This is a genomic window from Variovorax robiniae (assembly GCF_037889955.1).
GTDB classification, from domain to species: domain Bacteria; phylum Pseudomonadota; class Gammaproteobacteria; order Burkholderiales; family Burkholderiaceae_C; genus Variovorax; species Variovorax robiniae.
Genome location: NZ_JBBKZS010000002.1, coordinates 799873 through 816491, shown reverse-complemented (window position 1 = coordinate 816491; position 16619 = coordinate 799873). Strand labels below are relative to the sequence as shown.

The window sequence follows — 16619 nt, the reverse complement described above, 5'->3', positions numbered from 1 at the left end:
GGCTCCAGACTTGGTCAGGCCACGAACTTGCAGCTGGAAGCCACCGTGCGCGTGTCCATGTTGCGGCCGCGGTTCAGGTGGTCGTCGATCTCGGCGGCGCAGCCCAGCATGCGCGGGTACAGGAAGATGGTGAAGGCGGCCGTCTCCAGTTCGCGCTCGCCGATCGTGCCGGCCTGCAAGGGCTTCCACAGCATCTTGAGCAGCAAGGCGGCGATCACCGCATCGATGTTCACGCAGTAGACGTTGCGCGACACGCCGGCCTCATAGAGTTGCTGCACCAGCGCACGGTAGAACTGGTGGAACACGTTGGTCTCTCCGCGCGCCTCGAACAGCTGGGCGATGAACACCTCGCGCGGGTCGTGGTTGACCGGCTTGTCCTTGAACACCGGATGGTTGACGCCCGGCAGCTTGGCAATGTCGAGGCTGCCGAGCGTCTTCTTCTGCGTCTTGTACTGCGCGTACTGCTCGACCGCCTTCACCGCCAGCGCCTGCAGGTCGATGCCGTGATCGGTGCGGCTCGGATCCTTCAGCCCGCTGTCCTTGAACTGGTCGACCAGGTAGGCAATGCCCTCGTAGCCGTTGCCGCCGTGCGCATAGCCGGTGTGCGTGAGGAAGCCGATCAGCGCCTTGTTGAGCTGCACGCGATCGGGCTGCTCCGGTCCGTCGGCCGAGACCGCGCCCTTGGCGCCCTGCGCGGAGATCGCACCGGGGCCGTTGGTCAGCAGCAGGCCGACCAGCGTCTGGAAGGCGAACAGGTCGTCTTCGCCCGGCGTGTGGCCCAGCAGCGCCGCGAAGGCGATCTCGCCCAAGCTCAGGCGCCCCAGCAACTGTTGCTGCTCGATGCCGCAGAAGCGACCCGGCTCGTGCTTGCTTGCGTCGGCCGACGCGCCGATCAGCGTGCCGAAGAGTTGCAGCCACCACGGGAAGCTCTCGGCCGTGGCGCGCGAGATGCGCTTGCGTGACAACGGGCCCCAGGCCAGGGTGGCCGAGATCGCGGCCAGCACGGCCGCTTCGGTCGGGTGGCCGGGCAGGCTCTTGAGCCAGCGCAGGAACACCGAGCGGCCACCACGCGCCTTGACGCCTTCGATCAAGGCCTGGGCGCGAGCGTCCGGCGTGTCGCTGGTCAGGCCGGCGCCGGCATCGACCTTGGAGACGTCGAAGTCCTCGCTGAGCGAGGCGCCGAACTCCATGCCCAGTCCGGCCGCGTGGAAGCGCTCGATCATGAACTTGAGTGCCGCACGCGCCGCTTCCTGGCGCTGCGGCCCGACGATGCCGGCGGCCGTCGCCAGCACCGCATTGGGCGCATTGCCGGCCTCGCGGCTGGCTTGCGCCGCGGCCAGTTCGGGCTGGCCGTAGAGGTTGACGTAGGCAGCAACGGCCGGCGCGATCAGCTTGCGGTCGTTCTCGCCACCGGCATCGTGCACCAGCGCCAGCGCCACGTTCGATTCCAGCGAGAAGGTCGCGGCGTTCAGCATGGTGGTCCCATGCAGGCTGCTGACCTGCGTCCTCGGGTCCATCTGCGAGGCGCCCGAGGCGTCCTTCATGGTCTGGCGCGGCACCACGCCGCCGATCTGCGTGTTGAGCAGCGCGACCTGCTCGTTGTAGGGCGTCAGTGCCTCCACCACGGGTAGGCGGAGCTCCGCGGGCAGGTCCAGTCCTTCGTCCGAACCGAACCACGGCTTGAGCGCCAGGTTCCCTTCGGCCGCAAAGTCCGGCATGGTGGCGTTGGCGCGCATCACCGCCGTCAGCGCGGCAGGGATGTGGGCGATGTTGGTCACCACCGCGCCCTTGGCCGAGACCACGGGGTTGTCCGGCGTGAAGAGCGCATCGACGCCGAACTTGTTCATGAACCAGCGTTCCTTGGCCTGCGCGTCGTCGTTGCCGCCGGCCATGGCGCCGGCGTGGCCAACGGCGCGCGTCAGCTTGCTCTTCCAGCGGCCGACCACGCAGGCCACGACGGGCTTGGTGAAGTTCGCGTCGTCCTCGTAGTAGCCGCCGGGTTCGCAGTACAGCACGGCCGCCTTGCTGCGCGCATCGTTGGCCAGCGCGAAGGCGAACTCGGGCGCCGCGTAGTGGATGTAGACATCCTTGCCGCTGGAGATGACCGTGGTGGTGCCCCAGCCCGCCATGCGCAGATATTGCGCGATGGTGGTGGAGAAGCCGCCCGAGTTGGAGAAGATGGCGATCGAGCCCGGGCGCAGCGAGTCGCCCGGCTTGTCGCCACCCAGCGCGCCACCGATGCGCACCTGGTTCCATGAGTCGGCCACGCCCAGGCCGTTGGCGCCGAAGATGTCGATGCCGTTCTGCTGGCCCATGGCGCGGATCTCGCGCGCGTCGTGCACCGAGATCTTCTCGGTGATGATGAAGATCTTGCGCAGCTCCGGGTTGACGCGGATCAGCTCGGCCACGCCGTCACGCGCCGCCGAGGGCGGCAGGTAGACCACGCCGCAGTTGAAGCGGTGGCCCGCGGCCAGCGCCTCGCGCACGTTGTTGTAGACGGGGATGTTGCCGATGCTGGTCTCGAGCACCGCGCCGCCCTTGCCGGGCGCGGTGCCGCAGACCACGTTGCCGCCCGAGTAGACGTGGCTCACCGGCGTCACTTCGCTCGATTCGCCGCCCAGGATGTTGAGCACGCAGACGCGGTCGTCGCGCGATGCGACCTGGGTGAGCGAGCTGACGCCCACGTGGTACTTGAAGCCGCCGACGGTCTGGCGCTGGAAGGATGTGGCTTGCATGACGTGTGTTCTCCTCAGGCTGCTGCGATTTCGGCGACGGGGGCTTCGACGACGGGACCCAACCCCAGGCGCTTCGCGATCTGCTCGCGGCCGCCATCGCGCATCCACAGGTCGACCTTCTTGGCGAACTGGATCACCTCGCTCATGTCGGAGTCGAAGCCGAACAGGCGATAGGGCAGGCCCAGCGCATCGCAGGTGTCGCGCAGCGCGCCCATGCCGCGCACCAGGTTCGGTCCGCCGCGGCCCACCACCACGTAGAGCGGCGTCGGCCCATGCGCGCTGAAGTGCTCGCGCAGCGCATCGGCCATCGCGCGCAGGGTCTCGAAGATGTCGGTGTTGTTGCTCTTGCCGCCGATGATGAACAGCACGTTGGCCTGCTTGAGCCAATGCTTGAAGCAGATGCGCGCCACCTCCTTCATCTTTTCGTAGGGCGGGTTGCCGCCGAAATCGGAGCTGATGATGGCCGCGTCACCCAGCATCTCGGTCACCAGCGAGTTGGCGCCGCCGCCGAAGGTCGGTGCCAGCACCGTGCCCTTGTCGTTGATCACGTAGACGTCGCTCTGGCCCTGGTGGGTGCGCAGCGTGTTGATCTCCTGCTCGAAGTTCGAGTAGTCGGCCGCGAACAGGTGCGGCGGCAGCTTCAGGCGAGCCCAGCGCGGATCGTCGCGGTCGAAGCCGCACTTGAAGTCGCAGGCCACCGGCGTGAGCCGGCCCTTCTTGTCCTCGCGCATGCGGATCGGATTGAGCTCCAGGGTGGTCATGCCGAAGTTGTGGAACAGCTCCCACAGCTTGGGCAACTGTTGCACCAGGGGGGAAATGATTTCCTTGGGCGCGCCGATCTCGGTGAGCGCGTTGGCCACCACGAAGGCCTTCAGCCCCGTGAGCGGATCGAAGGGCACCATCGCGACCTGGCTCTTGTCGAGCTCCTCGATGTCCATGCCGCCCATGTGCGTGAGCGTCATTGTCGGTGCGCGAAAGTGGGTCGAATCGCTGATCGAGAAGTAGACCTCGTGCTTGGCCGGCACGCCGGCCTCGAAGGTCACGCCGTTGGCCTTGGCCTTGACGTGGCCGACCTGATGCTCGGCGAAGTAGAGGCGCTCTTTTTCCGCGAGCGCGGTTTGCAAGTCCTTCGCGCGGCCGAGCAGGCCCGCCTTGCCCTTCTTGCCGATGCCGCCCTTGAACACGGGCTTGATGAAGATCAGGCCGTGCTTGTCGAGCATGGCCTTGATCTCCTCTTCGCTGGCCGCGGGGCCAAGCACTTCGGTGGTGGGAAAGCCTGCGAATTCGAGCAGGCGCGCGCCGTGAAGCATTCCGGTGATTTGCATTTCAAGGTCTCCAGGTAGTTGCTGATCTGGCGCCGCTGAGCGGCCGTTGCCTTGATGCTAGAAATCGAAACTGTCGATCCGCCGTCACGTCATTCAGGGTATGCCCGGGGGGTGTGGCCAATGGATCGCTGTCGTGTATTTCTGGGCGCGATGCGAGCAGCCACTTCGTCCCAAATCGTGATGACGACAGCATTGGGTGCTTGCGAGAAGATCCGTTGCACTGCACGCATCGCCGCAGACAAGGAGGTATTGAGATGACAGTACGGGCTCTCTTCGTCGCATCCTGGGAACAAGCCGGTGGCACCTGCGTCGCCCGGCACGGAATGACCGCTGCCCAATACCAGACCGCTTTCGACCAGAACGCGAGCCAGGGCTTTCGGCTGCGCAATGTCAGCGGCTACAAGGTCGGTACGACGACGCGCTACACGGCCATCTGGGACAAGGTGTCAGGGCCTGCCTGGACGGCGCGCCACGGTCTCACCGCCGCGCAGTACCAGCAAGCCTTTGATGAGAATGCCAAGCAAGGCTACCGCCTGAAGATGGTGAACGGGTACTCGGTGGGCACGAGCCCGCGCTTCGCCGCGCTGTGGGACAAGTCGACCGGGCCCGCATGGACCGCGCGCCATGGCTTGACCAGCGCGCAATACCAGCAGACCTTCGATGAACTCAAGGCGCAGGGCTATCGCCTGCGCTGGGTCTCGACCTATGCCCAGGGTGGCGCGGCGCGCTACGCCGCCATCTGGGACAAGTCGACCGGGGCCGCCTGGGTGGCGCGCCATGGCCTGGAAGAAGCAGCGTTTCGCACCGCGGCGCAGGGCTATGTCGCCGACGGGTATGACCTCATCTGCGGCAACGCCGTGACGCTGGGCGGCAAGGACTACTACGCCGCCTTGTGGGAGAAGAAGGCGGTGGCGAGCGTGATGCACCACGGCATGACCGCGCCGACCTATCAGATCAAGTTCGACGACCTGGTGGCGCAGGGATGGCGGCCGGTCTACGTGGCCGGCTATGCGGGCGAAGACCCGGTCGACGTGGTGCTGCGCTTTCCCGTCCAGGCGCAGCTGCAGAGCCAATGGTGCTGGGCCGCCGTGGCCGCCAGCGTGTCGCGCTACTACGTCCCGGCCACGACCTGGACCCAGTGCAGGGTGGCCAATGTTCAATGGGGGCGCACCGATTGCTGCGGCACGGGCGCCTCGGGCCCCTGCAACAACCCCTCGGTCCTCGGCACTGCGCTGACCACCGTGGGCCATTTCGATCATCAGACCTCGGTGCAGGAATCCTTGCAGACGCTGGAGAACGAACTCGTGGTGGGCCGTCCGCTCTGCATCCGCATAGGATGGTCGGGCGGCGGCGGGCACTTCATCGTGGCATCGGGCGTCGAGGACGACAGTTTCGTGTGGGTGTCGGACGTGGGCGGCGGCACCACTGCGCTGGTGGCGTACGACACCTTGCGCACCAACTACCGGGGGTCCGGCACCTGGACCCACAGTTATTTCACCCATGCCTGACCCGGCAACAGGAGAGCAGCCGTGCCCATCGAAATCCCCGACATGCCGCCCGCCATCGCCAAGGCACTGCAAGCGGGCCTGCGCAAGTTCGCGGTGCCCGCCAGCCCCGCGACGCCGGACGCAACGGCGCCCATGTCCGTGAAGCCCAGCATCGCGCGCAACAGCCGCGTGATCTCGCGCTCCATCGAGGCGGCCCTGGCCGCCGACAAGCCGGCCGGCGTCGGCGCATCGACGATCGTGCTGGGCCTGGACGAACTGGCTGCGACCAACTCGATTCGCAAGTCGAAAGCCAAGCTGTGGCTGCAACTGTTGCCCACCGGGGAGAGTGGCGAGGCGGCCATGGCCGAACTCGACAAGGCGGCCGCGAAGCTCACCTCCATTGCCGAGGGTCCGGAAGTGAAGTCACTGGCGAAACGCATCGACGGCGTGGTCGCCCAGCGGACGCGCTCGGCCGTGCGGCAGGAGCTGACGCTGATCCGTGTCCCTGCGCTGCACCTCACCGCGATATGGCTGAAGGGCGCCGATGGTGAGGCCGACGATGTGGTGATTCCGAACGATGGGCCGATCGCACCGCTCGTCCCTGGCCAGCGCTACGCGCTGGCGGAGTTCCAGCGCATCGTCGCGGAAATGGCGGCCGAGCGGCTGGCGAAGACGAGCGACGAGATGGGCGGGTGAATCGGCTGCTGCAGAGCCGCAGACAGTGCTTCAGCACGGCAAGGCAACCCAACGCAGTCATGCGGTTGAAGGCGAAGTCGTATCAATCCACCTGGATGTTGCGTGCCTTGACCAGTGCGCTCACCCGCGCGCTTTCGTCCTGTACGAACTTCGCGAACGATTCGGGTGACGTGCCCGCAGGCACCAGTCCCAACTGCAGCAGCTTGTCGTTGACCTTCGGATCGTTCACCGCGGCCTGCACGGCCTTGCCCAGCTTCTGCACGATCTCCGGCGGCGTGCCCTTGGGCAGGAACACGCCGTTCCATTCGACCACGTTGTAGCCCGGCAGGCCCGATTCGGCGAGCGTCGGCGTGTCGGGCAGGCTCGGCACCCGCTTCGCTGAACTGACGGCCAGCGCACGCAGCTTGCCGGACTTGACGTAGCTGGAGGTCGACGCGACGTTGCCGAAGTAGACCGAAACCTGCTGGCCCATCACGTCGGTCAGTGCCGGTGCGCCGCCCTTGTACGGCACATGCAGCAGGTTGATCTTCGCCTGCTCGTTCAGCGCCTCGCCCGCCAGGTGCGAGCCGGTGCCGCCGCCCGCCGATGCGAAGGTCAGCTTGCCCGGGTTCTTGCGCGCGAAGTCGAGGAACTCCGCGACGTTCTTGTACGGCGCGCTCTCGGGCACCACGAGGATCTGCGGCGCCGTGGCGACCAGCGAAACCGGGATGAAGTCCTTCGCGGCATCGAAGGGCAGCTTGCGCAACGACGGATTGACCGAGAAGGCCGAGGCGTCGTAGAGCACGGTGTAGCCGTCGGCGGCTGCCTTCGCCACGTTGTCGGCACCGATCACGCCACCTGCGCCGGGCTTGTTGTCGATGATGATCTGCTGGCCCAGCGCGGCGCTCATCTGCTGCGCGACGATGCGCGCGGTGTTGTCCGCGCCGCCGCCCGCCGCATAGGGGACGACCATGCGGATGGGCTTGTCGGGCCAGGCTGCCGCGGCCAGCAGGGGGACGCAGGCCGCGAGGGCCACGACGGACTTCAGGAGATGCTTCTTCATGGGATGTCTCGGTGTGGGTTCAGGAAAATTGGTAGAGCTGCGCGGGGTTCTCGACCAGCACACGGTGGCGCGTGGCTTCGTCGGGAACCCATCGCGCGAGCAGATCGAACAGCGCCGCGTCGTCGGGCTTGTTCATCGGCTCGGTCGGGTGCGGCCAGTCGCTGCCCCAGACCAGGCGCTCGGGTGCCTGTGCGACCCAGCGGTGGGCGACCGCGTCGGTGTCCGCATAGCTGCCTGCGGCGCCGACGGCCGAGTTGAGGTACGCGCCGGACAGCTTGATCCAGGTGCGCCCGTTGTCCAGCAGGCGGCGCACGATCGCAAACGCGGGATGCGCCAGCGGGTCCGGTTGCGGCAGGCGGGCCAGATGGTCGAACACCAGGGTGCAGGGCAGGCGCTGCAGCAAGGCGGCGTGTTCGGCAACCTGGTCCGCGCTCCAGTGCAGTTGCACATTCCAGCCGAGCGCATGCACCCGGTGTGCCAGTGGCTCGACCATCGAGAAGTCGACGGCCGCATGCGTGGCCGTGTAGAGCGTGAACCGGATGCCACGGATGCCGCCGGCGTGCAATCGCTGAAGTTCGTCGTCGGTCACATCGGGTCGCACCACCGCGATGCCGCGCGCATGCTGCAGCCCGAGCGACTGGATGGCCGCCAGCGTGACCGCGTTGTCCGTGCCATGCACGCGCGGCTGCACGACCACCGTGCGCCGCGTGCCGATGCGTCGCTGCAGCCGTCGGTAATCGTCGACGGTCGCATGCTCGACCAGCGCAGCCGGTGCGCCGATGGTGGCGAAGCGAGGGTCGTAGATGTGCATGTGCGCATCGCAGGCGCCGTCGGGCACAGCGGTGCGCGGCGTGTGCGTTCCGCTGCTGTTGGGGACTTGCGCTTGCAGGTTCATCAGGCGCCTGCGACGCAGTCCTGCTTTTGCGCGGCGACCACCAGGTCCGTGTGCTGCCCGAGGGTCGGCGCGGCAAAGGGCAGCGGACCGGGCGTGCGGTCGAACTTGATCGGCCGCGTGAAGCCGCGGTAGGAGCCCAGCGTCGGGTGTTCGAAGGTCGCCACCATGTCTTCCGCCAGCACCTGCTCGTTGTCGAACATGTCCTCGACGGTGCGCGCTGCGGCACAGGGCACCTCTTCGCCGAAGAGCGCCTCCCATTCGAGCGCCGTGCGCGAAGCCAGCGCCTGGTGGAGCTTCGGCACGATCTCGGCGAAGTGCTGGGCCCGCTTGCGCACGCTGTCGTAGCGTTCGTCGGCGGCCAGTCCGGGCAGGCCCACCTTGTCGCACAGCGCCTTCCAGAAATGCGGCGTGTTGGCGGAGATGTAGATGTGGCCTTCCTTCGTCGGATGGATGCCGGTGATGCCGCCGGAGCGCATGTCGCGCCCGACATCCTTCGCCTCGCCTTCGGCCCACACCATGCGGGCCGATTGCATGGTGAGCGCCGCGCGCAGCAGCGACACGCCGACGAACTGCCCCTGGCCGCTCTTCTCGCGCTCATACAGCGCGGAAGCGACGCCACCTGCGACCAATGCGGCGGCGTAGTAGTCGACCACCGAGCCATAGAGGATCTCCGGCGGCTCGCCGCGCTTGCCCTGCAGGGTGCACATGCCGGTCATGGTCTGCAGCACCTGGTCGTAGCCGGCCTTGTCCTTCATCGGGCCGGTTTCGCCGTAGCCGGTGACGCTGCAATAGATCAGCCGCGGGTTGATGGCCTTGAGCTGTTCGTAGGCGATGCCGAGGCGTGGCGGCACCGAGGGCCGGAAGTTGTGTACCAGCACGTCCGCGCTGCGCACCAGCGCCATCAGGGCCGCATGGTCCTCCGGCGCCTTCAGGTCCAGCACCACGCCCAGCTTGCTGCGGTTGACGCCGACGAAGGCGCGGCTCTCGGCCTCCAGCGTCGAAGGGTACTTGCGCAGGTTGTCGCCTGCGGGCGGTTCGATCTTGATGACCTCGGCGCCCTGGTCGGCCAGCAGCGAGCAGCCATAGGGGCCTGCGATGTAGGCGCTCAGGTCGATCACGCGCAGCCCGGAGAGCGGGCCCTGAGGTCCGGTGCGTGGCGGCAGGCTCATGTCGTCGAGGTCGGCGTGGGCGTTCATGATGGTCCTCAATCCGCGGTGATGTTCTGCTGGATGGCCAACTTTTTCCAACGCGCCACGTCGTCGGTGATGACCTTGCCGAACTGGTCGGGCGACATCGGCGTGGCGATCGCGCCCTCCTTGAGGAAGTTGGCGGCCAGCGCCGGCTTGGCCAGCGCCTTGTTGACGGCGACATTGAGCTTGTTGACGATGTCCGGCGGGGTGCCTGCGGGTGCTAGCAGTCCCCACCACAGCTCGAATTCGTAGCCGGGCACGGCCGTCGAAATCGGTGTCAGGTCCGGCGCAATCGGGCTGGGCTTCAGGCTCGTGATGCCGACCGCGCGCAACTTGCCGGCGCGCACCATCGGCAGTAGCGACGGGCCGCTTGAGATCAGCAACTGGGTCTGCCCGCCAACCAGGTCGGTCACGGCCGGGCCCATGCCCTTGTACGGGATGTGCGTGATCTCCAGCTTGCCGACCTGCGCCTTGAGCAACTCGGTGCCGAACTGGTTCACGCTGCCCGAGCCCGAGGAGGCGTAGTTGTACTGGTTGGGCTTGGCCTTGATGGCGGTGATCAGTTCGGCCGGCGTCTTCGCGGGAAACTCGTTGTTCACCGCCACGATGAACGGGCCCTTGGCGAACATTGCCACCGGCGCAAAGCTCTTGCCGGGGTCGTAGGGCAGCTTGGCTTGAACCGCCGCATTGGTCGTCATGCTCGACGACACGGCCACCAGCGTGTAGCCGTCCGGCGCGGCCTTGGCGACCTGGCCGGTGCCGGTGTTGCCGCTGGCGCCAGGACGGTTGTCGATGATCACCGACTGCTTCAATTCATCGCCCAGTTCCTTGGCGACCTGGCGGGCAAAGGTGTCATTCGATCCGCCGGCAGGGTAGGGCACGACGATGGTGATCAGCTTCGTCGGGTAAGCACCCTGCGCGAAGGCGAGCGTGGGGAGGAGGCAGCAGGCCAGCGCGATCTTGCGCAGGGGCGATGAAGTGAGCTTGGGCATGGTGTGTCTCTGAGGGGTTTGAAGGAGGAATTCAGGCGGCCAGCAGGCCGAGGCTGCGCGCGCTGGCGACGATGGCGTGGGCGCGGCGCACGAAGGGGATGTCGATCATCTTTCCGTCGACCACGTAGGCGCCGACGCCCCGGGCATCGGCGTCGCGTGTGGCCTCGATCACCTTGACCGCGTGCGCGATCTCGTCATCGGTGGGGCGGAATACTTCGTTGGCAATGGCGACCTGGCTGGGATGGATGCAGGTCTTGCCGAGGAAGCCCATGCGCCGCGACAGCATGGCCTCGGCGCGGAAGCCCTCGGCATCGCGGATGTCGGCGAAGGCGCTGTCATAGGCGTAGATGCCGGCCTCGCCCGCCGCCACGCGTGTTGCGAACATGGCCTGCTGGATGGCGGCGGATTCGCGACGGGCGATGCCCAGCGGCTCGAACAGGTCGCCGAGGCCGAGCTGCAAGCCGACCACGCGAGCGTCGGCCGAGGCCAGCGCCGCTGCGGTCCGCAACGCCACAGGCGTTTCGATGTTTAGCAGCAGGCCCAAGGGCTTGTCGACGCCGTTGGCCTTTTCGGCGCGTTCGATCGCCGCAACGGCGCTGCGCACATGCTCGGCGCTCTCGGGCTTGGGCAGGTTGATCAGGTGCACGCCGGGCCGCACCACGGCCTTCACGTCCTGCGCGAAGTGCAGCGTGTCCATGGCATTGACGCGGACGATCACGGTCTTGCCGTGGTGGGTTGTGTTGCCTTGCAACAGTTGCTTCACCGCGCGGCGGGCTTCTTCCTTGCGCGACTCGGAGACGGCGTCTTCCAGGTCCAGGCAGATGCCGTCGGCGTCGCTGGCCAGCGCCTTGGTGAACAGCTCGGGACGGGTGCCCGGTACGAACAGTTTGCTTCTCATGGCGGCAAGTGTCTGCCGCCGGTGAAGAAAGAAAAACACATGCTTCGTATGATCAGATCATAGAAAATCTATCTTCATGGAAACGGCCTACCTGCAGAGCTTTCTTCTTGTGGTCGAGTGCGGCTCGATGTCCGAGGCGGCGCGCCGTCTCGACCTCACGCCGGCCGCGGTGGCGCAACAGATCCGCACGCTGGAGCGTGAACTCAAGGCACCTCTGCTGGCACGCGCCGGCCGCACGGTGCAGCCGACCGAGGCCGGCCATCAGCTCGTGCAACGGGCGCGCGGCGTGCTGCGCGAGGTGAGCGACATCAAGGCGCTTCTGGGCAGCGAGGCGGCCGGCGGGGAACTGCAGATCGGGACCATCAACACGGCGCTGCACAGCGTGCTGCCGGACATCCTCGCGCACTTCGTGAAGGCGCATCCGGGCGTCAAGGTGTTCCTGCAATCGGGCGCTACCGCAACGCTGCACAAGGCGGTGCAGCAGGGTGAACTGGATGCGGCGGTGTGCCTGTACCCCAACTTCGCGTTGTCCAAGACCTTCGGCTGGTCCTTGCTGCGCGAAGAACCCCTGGTGCTGCTGGCGCCAAGCCGGCTCGCACGGCGCGACCCGCACGAGCTGCTGCGCACGTCGCCCCTGATCCGCTACGACCGGAACCTGGGCGGCGGCAAGCAGGCCGATCGCTACCTGCGCACCGCGGGCATCGTGCCGCAGGAGCGCTTCGAGCTGAGTTCGCTGCTGGCCATCGCGATGATGGTGAACCGCGGGCTGGGCGTATCGATCGTGCCGGACATCGCCTCGCCGCTGCTGGATGGGCTGCTTGTTGCGAAGATCGCGCTGCCGCTCGGTTCGGAGGCGCGCCGCTTCGGCATCCTGTGGTTGCGCTCGTCGCCGCGGCTGCGGCTGATCCAGGGGCTGGTGGCCAGCGCGAACGCGGTCACTTCGCCGGTGCCGGCACGGTCGTGACCGTTTCCCGGATGACCCCGCCGCCCATCACGCTGCCGCTGGTCGTGGTGGTGCCGCTGCCGGTGCCCTGCATGCGCGCCTCGCAGTCGGCGCGCTCATTGGCGGGCAGGACCTCGCAGCGCGCGGATGCGTTCTGGTTGGCTGCCGCGCCGGGCTGCGTCAGGCCGCCACGCGCCGCCTCCTGGCGTGCCGCGCCGGCCTCGCGCAGGCAGGCCGCCGTGTCCTGGCGGGCATCGCAATTGGCCGCGTTGCTTGCCTGCGACCAGGCCGCGCCGGAGGCGAGGACGCCGGCCACCGTGAACAGGATCGAGGCTGCGGACGAGCGAAGAGTTTTCACTTGGTTCTCCTTGAAGTGCCGATGCAGCATGCGCCGATCTTCACGGCTGGCTGTCAGCGCGAGACGCGACTTCCGAGAAGTGTTCAGCGGATCCTGGACGGACAGGGGGAGTGCCAAGGGAACTGCTCCCGGCCGATCAAAGCGTCTCGCGTGCCTCGAATCCCTCGAACGCCTCTTCTGGCGAAGGTGCCTCCGCCAGGTCCACGCGCTCGACATGCGCATCCAGCGGGCCTTGCCGGGCCCACGCGACCAGGGCCTCCACGGCGTCTGCGTCGCCCCAGGCCATCGCCTCCACTGTGCCATTGCGCCGGTTGCGCACCCATCCCTGCACGCCCAACCGCTCGGCAGCCTGCACCATGGACCAGCGATAGCCCACGCCCTGGACCCGGCCATGCACAGTGAGATGCCTGTGAACGGTGGTCACAACTTTGCACCGGTCGTCAAGCCGCTGCGGGGCACTGCGGGCTGTGCGTCGGCGGCAGGGGACTGGCAGGCGGCACAAGCGCAGTGGCGCCCAGCGCCGGCGCATCGCTGACCAGCGCCTGCACCCTCGCCGCAAGCTGCGTCCGGTTCTCCACCCGCAGCTTGCGGAATGCATTCGCGAGGTGAAAGCGAACGGTCGGCAGGCCAACGGCCATGCGCTTGGCAATGAGCTTGTCGGGGCAGCCGGAGAGCACCAGCGACGCTGCCTCCGCCTCGCGCATGCTGAGTGCGGACTTGCGTTGCAGCAGTTCGGTCACGCTCTCGCAGGCCACCGGTGACATGAGCGGTTCGGATTCCCAGCGAAGGCGCGCCAGCGCCGCCGCGAAGGCGGGCTCGACCAGGCGCAGCGCATCGATCTCGTTGGCATCGAAGTTGCCGCGTTCCCGCTGCCGCCAGATGCGCATGTCGCCGGTGCAGGCGCCCTGCGAGAACACATACAGGTTGACACCCCAGTGCATGTGGTCGCGCGCCAGGAAGTCGTTGAAGAACTCGGTGCGCGACAGGTCGCTCTGGCACAGGATCTGGGTCGCGAGCGTGGGATGGCGGCGCTCCATCATCGGGAAGGTGAGCGGGTCGACGAAGCGGTAGTACTCGTCCCAGGTGCGCAGGTTGTCCAGCGACATGTTGACCGCCTTGACCCGGTCGAAGCGATGGGTGGCGGTGTTCCAGGTGAAGGAGACGTAGGTGTCGGCCTGCAGCAGGTCGAGCATCGGCAATGCGAGGTCGCCGCGCAGCGCGTCGGCGTCGGTCGCCTCGGCCAGCAGGCGCATGACGTCACCGAGCGCGCGGGTCTGCGACGTGTTGAGGTGCATGGTGTGGTTGAAGCAAGGACCGTGCAGGGTCGTGTCTGGCGGCCATGCTAGTCCTGGTGACTGCCTCGGGAATCGGTGGCGACCCGTAGGCCCCCTATCTATCGTGATAGGTGTGCGGCCAATTGCCCGTTCCTACGATGCGTTGGACATTCGGAGAAAAGCATGAACCTGACCCAAGCGGGCGTCGTCGAACTGCGGCGCCAGATCCAGGAGCGATCCGTGACCAGCGCGGCGCTGGTCGAGGCACTGATCGAGCGAACGCAGGCGCAGGCCGCGCTGAATGGCTACGTGGCCTTCGATGCCGATGCCCTGCGCGCACAGGCCCGCGCGGCCGATGCGCGCGTCGCGGCGGGAGAAGACCTGCCGCTGCTCGGCGTGCCGATCGCGCTCAAGGACAACATCGATTCCGTCGGCCTGCCGAGCTCCGCCGGCACCGGCGCGCTGAAGGGCAAGGTGCCCGGTGAAGACGCCGAAGTGGTGCGCCGCCTGCGTGCGGCCGGGGCGCTCATCGCGGGCAAGGCCAACATGCATGAGCTGGCCTTTGGCATCACCAACAACAACGCGGTCACCGGCGCGGCGCACAACCCGTGGGACGCGACACGCATTCCGGGGGGCAGCAGCGGCGGCTCCGGCGTGGTGGTCGCGGCCGGGTGGGTGCCGGCCGCGCTGGGCACCGACACCGGCGGATCGGTGCGCGTGCCGGCTGCGCTGTGCGGCCTGGTGGGACTGCGGCCGACGGTGGGGCGGGTGTCGGGGCGGGGCATCGCGCCGATCTCCACCACGCGCGATACGGCTGGGCCGATCGCCCGTAGCGTCGTGGATTGCGCCTTGCTCGACGGCGTGCTCACCGGCGACAACAAGCCGCTTGCCGTCGTATCGCTCAAGGGTGTGCGCCTGGGTTTGCCCAAGCCGTACTGGGACCCGATCGAACCGGGCGTTCGTGAGGTCATGAACGCGGCCGTCGATCGCCTGCGCGCGGCGGGCGCCGAGTTCGTCGAGCTGCCGATGCCCAGGCTGTTCGAACTCGCGGGCGGCGTCGGATTCCCGGTCGCCCTGTTCGAGTTCGTGCGCGACATGACCGACTACCTGCGCTATGCGAATCGCGGCATCGACTTCAAGCAGTTGGTCGCAGGCACCGGCAGCCCCGATGTCTCTGGACTTGCACAGTCGCTGCTTGGCGCCGGGGCGGTGCCAGAAGCGGTCTACCAGGAGGCGCTGAAGACGCGCGTTCAGTTGCAGGCGCTCTACGCCGAGACCTTCTCGTCCACCGGTGTGCAGGCCCTGCTGTTCCCGACCACACCCCTGACGGCCGCGCCGATCGGGCAGGACGAGACGGTGCTGTTCAACGGCCAGCAGAGCCCGACCTTCACCACTTTCATCCGCAACACCGACCCCGGCAGCAACGCCGGCATCCCCGGCGTCACGGTGCCGGCCGGCCTGTCCGGCGGCTTGCCGGTGGGCCTCGCGCTGGACGGGCCGGCCGGCAGCGACCGCGCCTTGCTCGCGCTCGCCGCGGCCATCGAAGCGGTGCTGCCGCCGCTGTCGTCCGCCCCCTGGCAACGCTGATCGCGCCGCCTCCACAACATCACCACAGAGGAGCTTCCATGAACCGTCGTACCTTTCTTCATGGCGCTGCCGCCGCCGCGGCAGCGATCAGCGCGCCGGCCGTGCGCGCCGCATCGCCGCTGAAGGTGGCCGTGATGCTGCCCCTGAGCGGACCCGCCGGCCTGTTCGGGCCATCCTCCAAGGCCTGCACCGAACTCGCGGTGGAGACCCTCAACGCCCGCGGTGGCGTGCTCGGCCGCACGCTCGAGGTGTCCTTCGGCGATGCCGGCCTGCCGCCCGCGGAAGCCTCGCAGGCCGCGCTCAAGCTCTGGAAGGGCGGCGGCGCGCAGGTGGTGATCGGCATGCATGACAGCGCGGTGCGCGGCGCGCTGGTCGGCCTGTTCAAGGGCCAGGTGCCGTACTTCTACACGCCGGTCTACGAGGGCGGCGAATGCGCGAAAGGCACCTACGTCAACGGCGAGACGCCGGCGCAGCAGCTCGCGCCCGTCATCCCCTGGATCGCCGCGGAACGCAAGCCGAAGAAGTGGTACATGATCGGCAACGACTACATCTGGGGCCGCAACACCAACGCCGCCGCCAAGGACTACATCACCAAGACCGGCGCGCAGGTCGTGGGCGACGAGTACCTGCCCTTCACCGTCGACAACTTCGATTCGAGCCTGACCCGCATCCGCGACAGCGGCGCCGATGCAGTGCTGGTGTCGTTGGTGGGTGGTGCGTCGGTGACCTTCAACAAGGCCTTCGCTAGCTTTGGCCTCGCCGACAAGGCGCTGCGCCTGGGCACCTTGATCGAGGAGAACACGCTGGCCGGCATCGGCCTGGCCAACGCGAAAAACCTCTACTCGAGCGCCGGCTATTTCGCCAACATCCAGACGCCCGCCGCCAAGGCCTTCTCCGACGCGTACTTCAAGAAGTTCGGGCCGCAAGCCCCCGCACTCAACGGCTTGGCCGAGTCGGTCTACGAAGGCTTCCTGATGCTGGATGCGATCGCGGCCAAGGCCAAGTCGCTGGACGTGGCGAAGATGGACCCGGCCAGCGAAGGCGCCAGCTACAACGGCCCGCGCGGCGCGGTCACGATGCGCTCGCGGCATGTGGAGCAGGACGTCTACGTGGCCGATGTGGATGACAAGGGCTTCCGCGTGGTGAAGACCTTCCCGCGCGTCGCATCAGGTCAAAGCTGCAAGGTCTGAAAAGACG

15 protein-coding genes are annotated in these 16619 nt (G+C 67.5%); 5 read left to right on the top strand and 10 right to left on the bottom strand.

All coding sequences use genetic code 11. The features are described from left to right. Positions 1 to 14: 14 nt before the first annotated feature. Both WKW79_RS08085 and WKW79_RS08080 read right to left on the bottom strand, forming a co-directional pair. Positions 15 to 2735 (bottom strand): CoA-binding protein, encoded by a 2721-nt coding sequence (locus WKW79_RS08085; RefSeq protein ID WP_340334582.1) that lies wholly within the window; start codon positions 2733 to 2735, stop codon positions 15 to 17. A 14-nt stretch (positions 2736 to 2749) separates the two neighbouring features. Then, on the bottom strand, positions 2750 to 4060 hold the full coding sequence (locus tag WKW79_RS08080) for an ATP citrate lyase citrate-binding domain-containing protein (protein WP_340334581.1): 1311 nt from the start codon (positions 4058 to 4060) through the stop codon (positions 2750 to 2752). 254 nt (positions 4061 to 4314) lie between these two features. Between WKW79_RS08080 and WKW79_RS08075 the strand changes: the two genes are divergently transcribed. Next, entirely contained in the window at positions 4315 to 5568 is a 1254-nt protein-coding gene (locus WKW79_RS08075) for a papain-like cysteine protease family protein (protein WP_340334580.1), read from the top strand. 21 nt (positions 5569 to 5589) lie between these two features. Continuing rightward, positions 5590 to 6243: a hypothetical protein gene (locus WKW79_RS08070; RefSeq protein WP_340334579.1), complete on the top strand. Its 654-nt coding sequence runs from the start codon at positions 5590 to 5592 to the stop codon at positions 6241 to 6243. 82 nt (positions 6244 to 6325) lie between these two features. Here WKW79_RS08070 and WKW79_RS08065 read toward each other — a convergent pair whose 3' ends face one another. Genes WKW79_RS08065 through WKW79_RS08045 form a run of 5 tightly spaced genes read right to left on the bottom strand, consistent with a single transcriptional unit; the run spans position 6326 to position 11260 of the window. Next, positions 6326 to 7285, bottom strand: coding sequence for a Bug family tripartite tricarboxylate transporter substrate binding protein (locus WKW79_RS08065; protein WP_340334578.1), 960 nt, complete (start codon positions 7283 to 7285; stop codon positions 6326 to 6328). Positions 7286 to 7304: 19 nt separating this feature from the next. Then, entirely contained in the window at positions 7305 to 8180 is an 876-nt protein-coding gene (locus tag WKW79_RS08060; protein WP_340334577.1) for an amidohydrolase family protein, read from the bottom strand. Beyond that, positions 8180 to 9376 (bottom strand): CoA transferase, encoded by a 1197-nt coding sequence (locus WKW79_RS08055; protein ID WP_340334576.1) that lies wholly within the window; start codon positions 9374 to 9376, stop codon positions 8180 to 8182. Before WKW79_RS08055 ends, WKW79_RS08060 begins: the two co-directional genes overlap by 1 nt. An 8-nt stretch (positions 9377 to 9384) precedes the next feature. Beyond that, positions 9385 to 10362, bottom strand: coding sequence for a tripartite tricarboxylate transporter substrate binding protein (locus tag WKW79_RS08050; RefSeq protein ID WP_340334575.1), 978 nt, complete (start codon positions 10360 to 10362; stop codon positions 9385 to 9387). A 31-nt stretch (positions 10363 to 10393) separates the two neighbouring features. Continuing rightward, positions 10394 to 11260 carry an HpcH/HpaI aldolase/citrate lyase family protein gene (locus WKW79_RS08045; RefSeq protein ID WP_340334574.1) on the bottom strand — a complete coding sequence of 289 codons (867 nt, stop codon included), beginning with the start codon at positions 11258 to 11260 and terminating at the stop codon, positions 10394 to 10396. 76 nt (positions 11261 to 11336) lie between these two features. On the opposite strand from WKW79_RS08045, the gene WKW79_RS08040 reads away from it, so the two are divergent. Beyond that, positions 11337 to 12224, top strand: coding sequence for a LysR family transcriptional regulator (locus WKW79_RS08040; RefSeq protein WP_340334573.1), 888 nt, complete (start codon positions 11337 to 11339; stop codon positions 12222 to 12224). On the opposite strand, the gene WKW79_RS08035 is transcribed toward WKW79_RS08040, so the two are convergent. From WKW79_RS08035 to WKW79_RS08025, 3 genes are all read right to left on the bottom strand, one after another. Continuing rightward, complete coding sequence (locus WKW79_RS08035; RefSeq protein WP_340334572.1) at positions 12196 to 12561, bottom strand: hypothetical protein; 366 nt, start codon at positions 12559 to 12561, stop codon at positions 12196 to 12198. The genes WKW79_RS08040 and WKW79_RS08035 overlap by 29 nt on opposite strands. A gap of 136 nt (positions 12562 to 12697) precedes the next feature. Beyond that, on the bottom strand, positions 12698 to 12985 hold the full coding sequence (locus tag WKW79_RS08030; protein WP_340334571.1) for an acylphosphatase: 288 nt from the start codon (positions 12983 to 12985) through the stop codon (positions 12698 to 12700). A gap of 16 nt (positions 12986 to 13001) precedes the next feature. Then, positions 13002 to 13856 (bottom strand): helix-turn-helix transcriptional regulator, encoded by an 855-nt coding sequence (locus WKW79_RS08025; protein ID WP_340334570.1) that lies wholly within the window; start codon positions 13854 to 13856, stop codon positions 13002 to 13004. Between the two features lie 162 nt (positions 13857 to 14018). Between WKW79_RS08025 and iaaH the strand changes: the two genes are divergently transcribed. Both iaaH and WKW79_RS08015 read left to right on the top strand, forming a co-directional pair. Continuing rightward, entirely contained in the window at positions 14019 to 15422 is a 1404-nt protein-coding gene (gene iaaH / locus WKW79_RS08020; protein ID WP_340334569.1) for an indoleacetamide hydrolase, read from the top strand. Positions 15423 to 15460: 38 nt separating this feature from the next. Beyond that, on the top strand, positions 15461 to 16612 hold the full coding sequence (locus WKW79_RS08015) for a substrate-binding domain-containing protein (protein WP_340334568.1): 1152 nt from the start codon (positions 15461 to 15463) through the stop codon (positions 16610 to 16612). Positions 16613 to 16619: the final 7 nt, after the last annotated feature.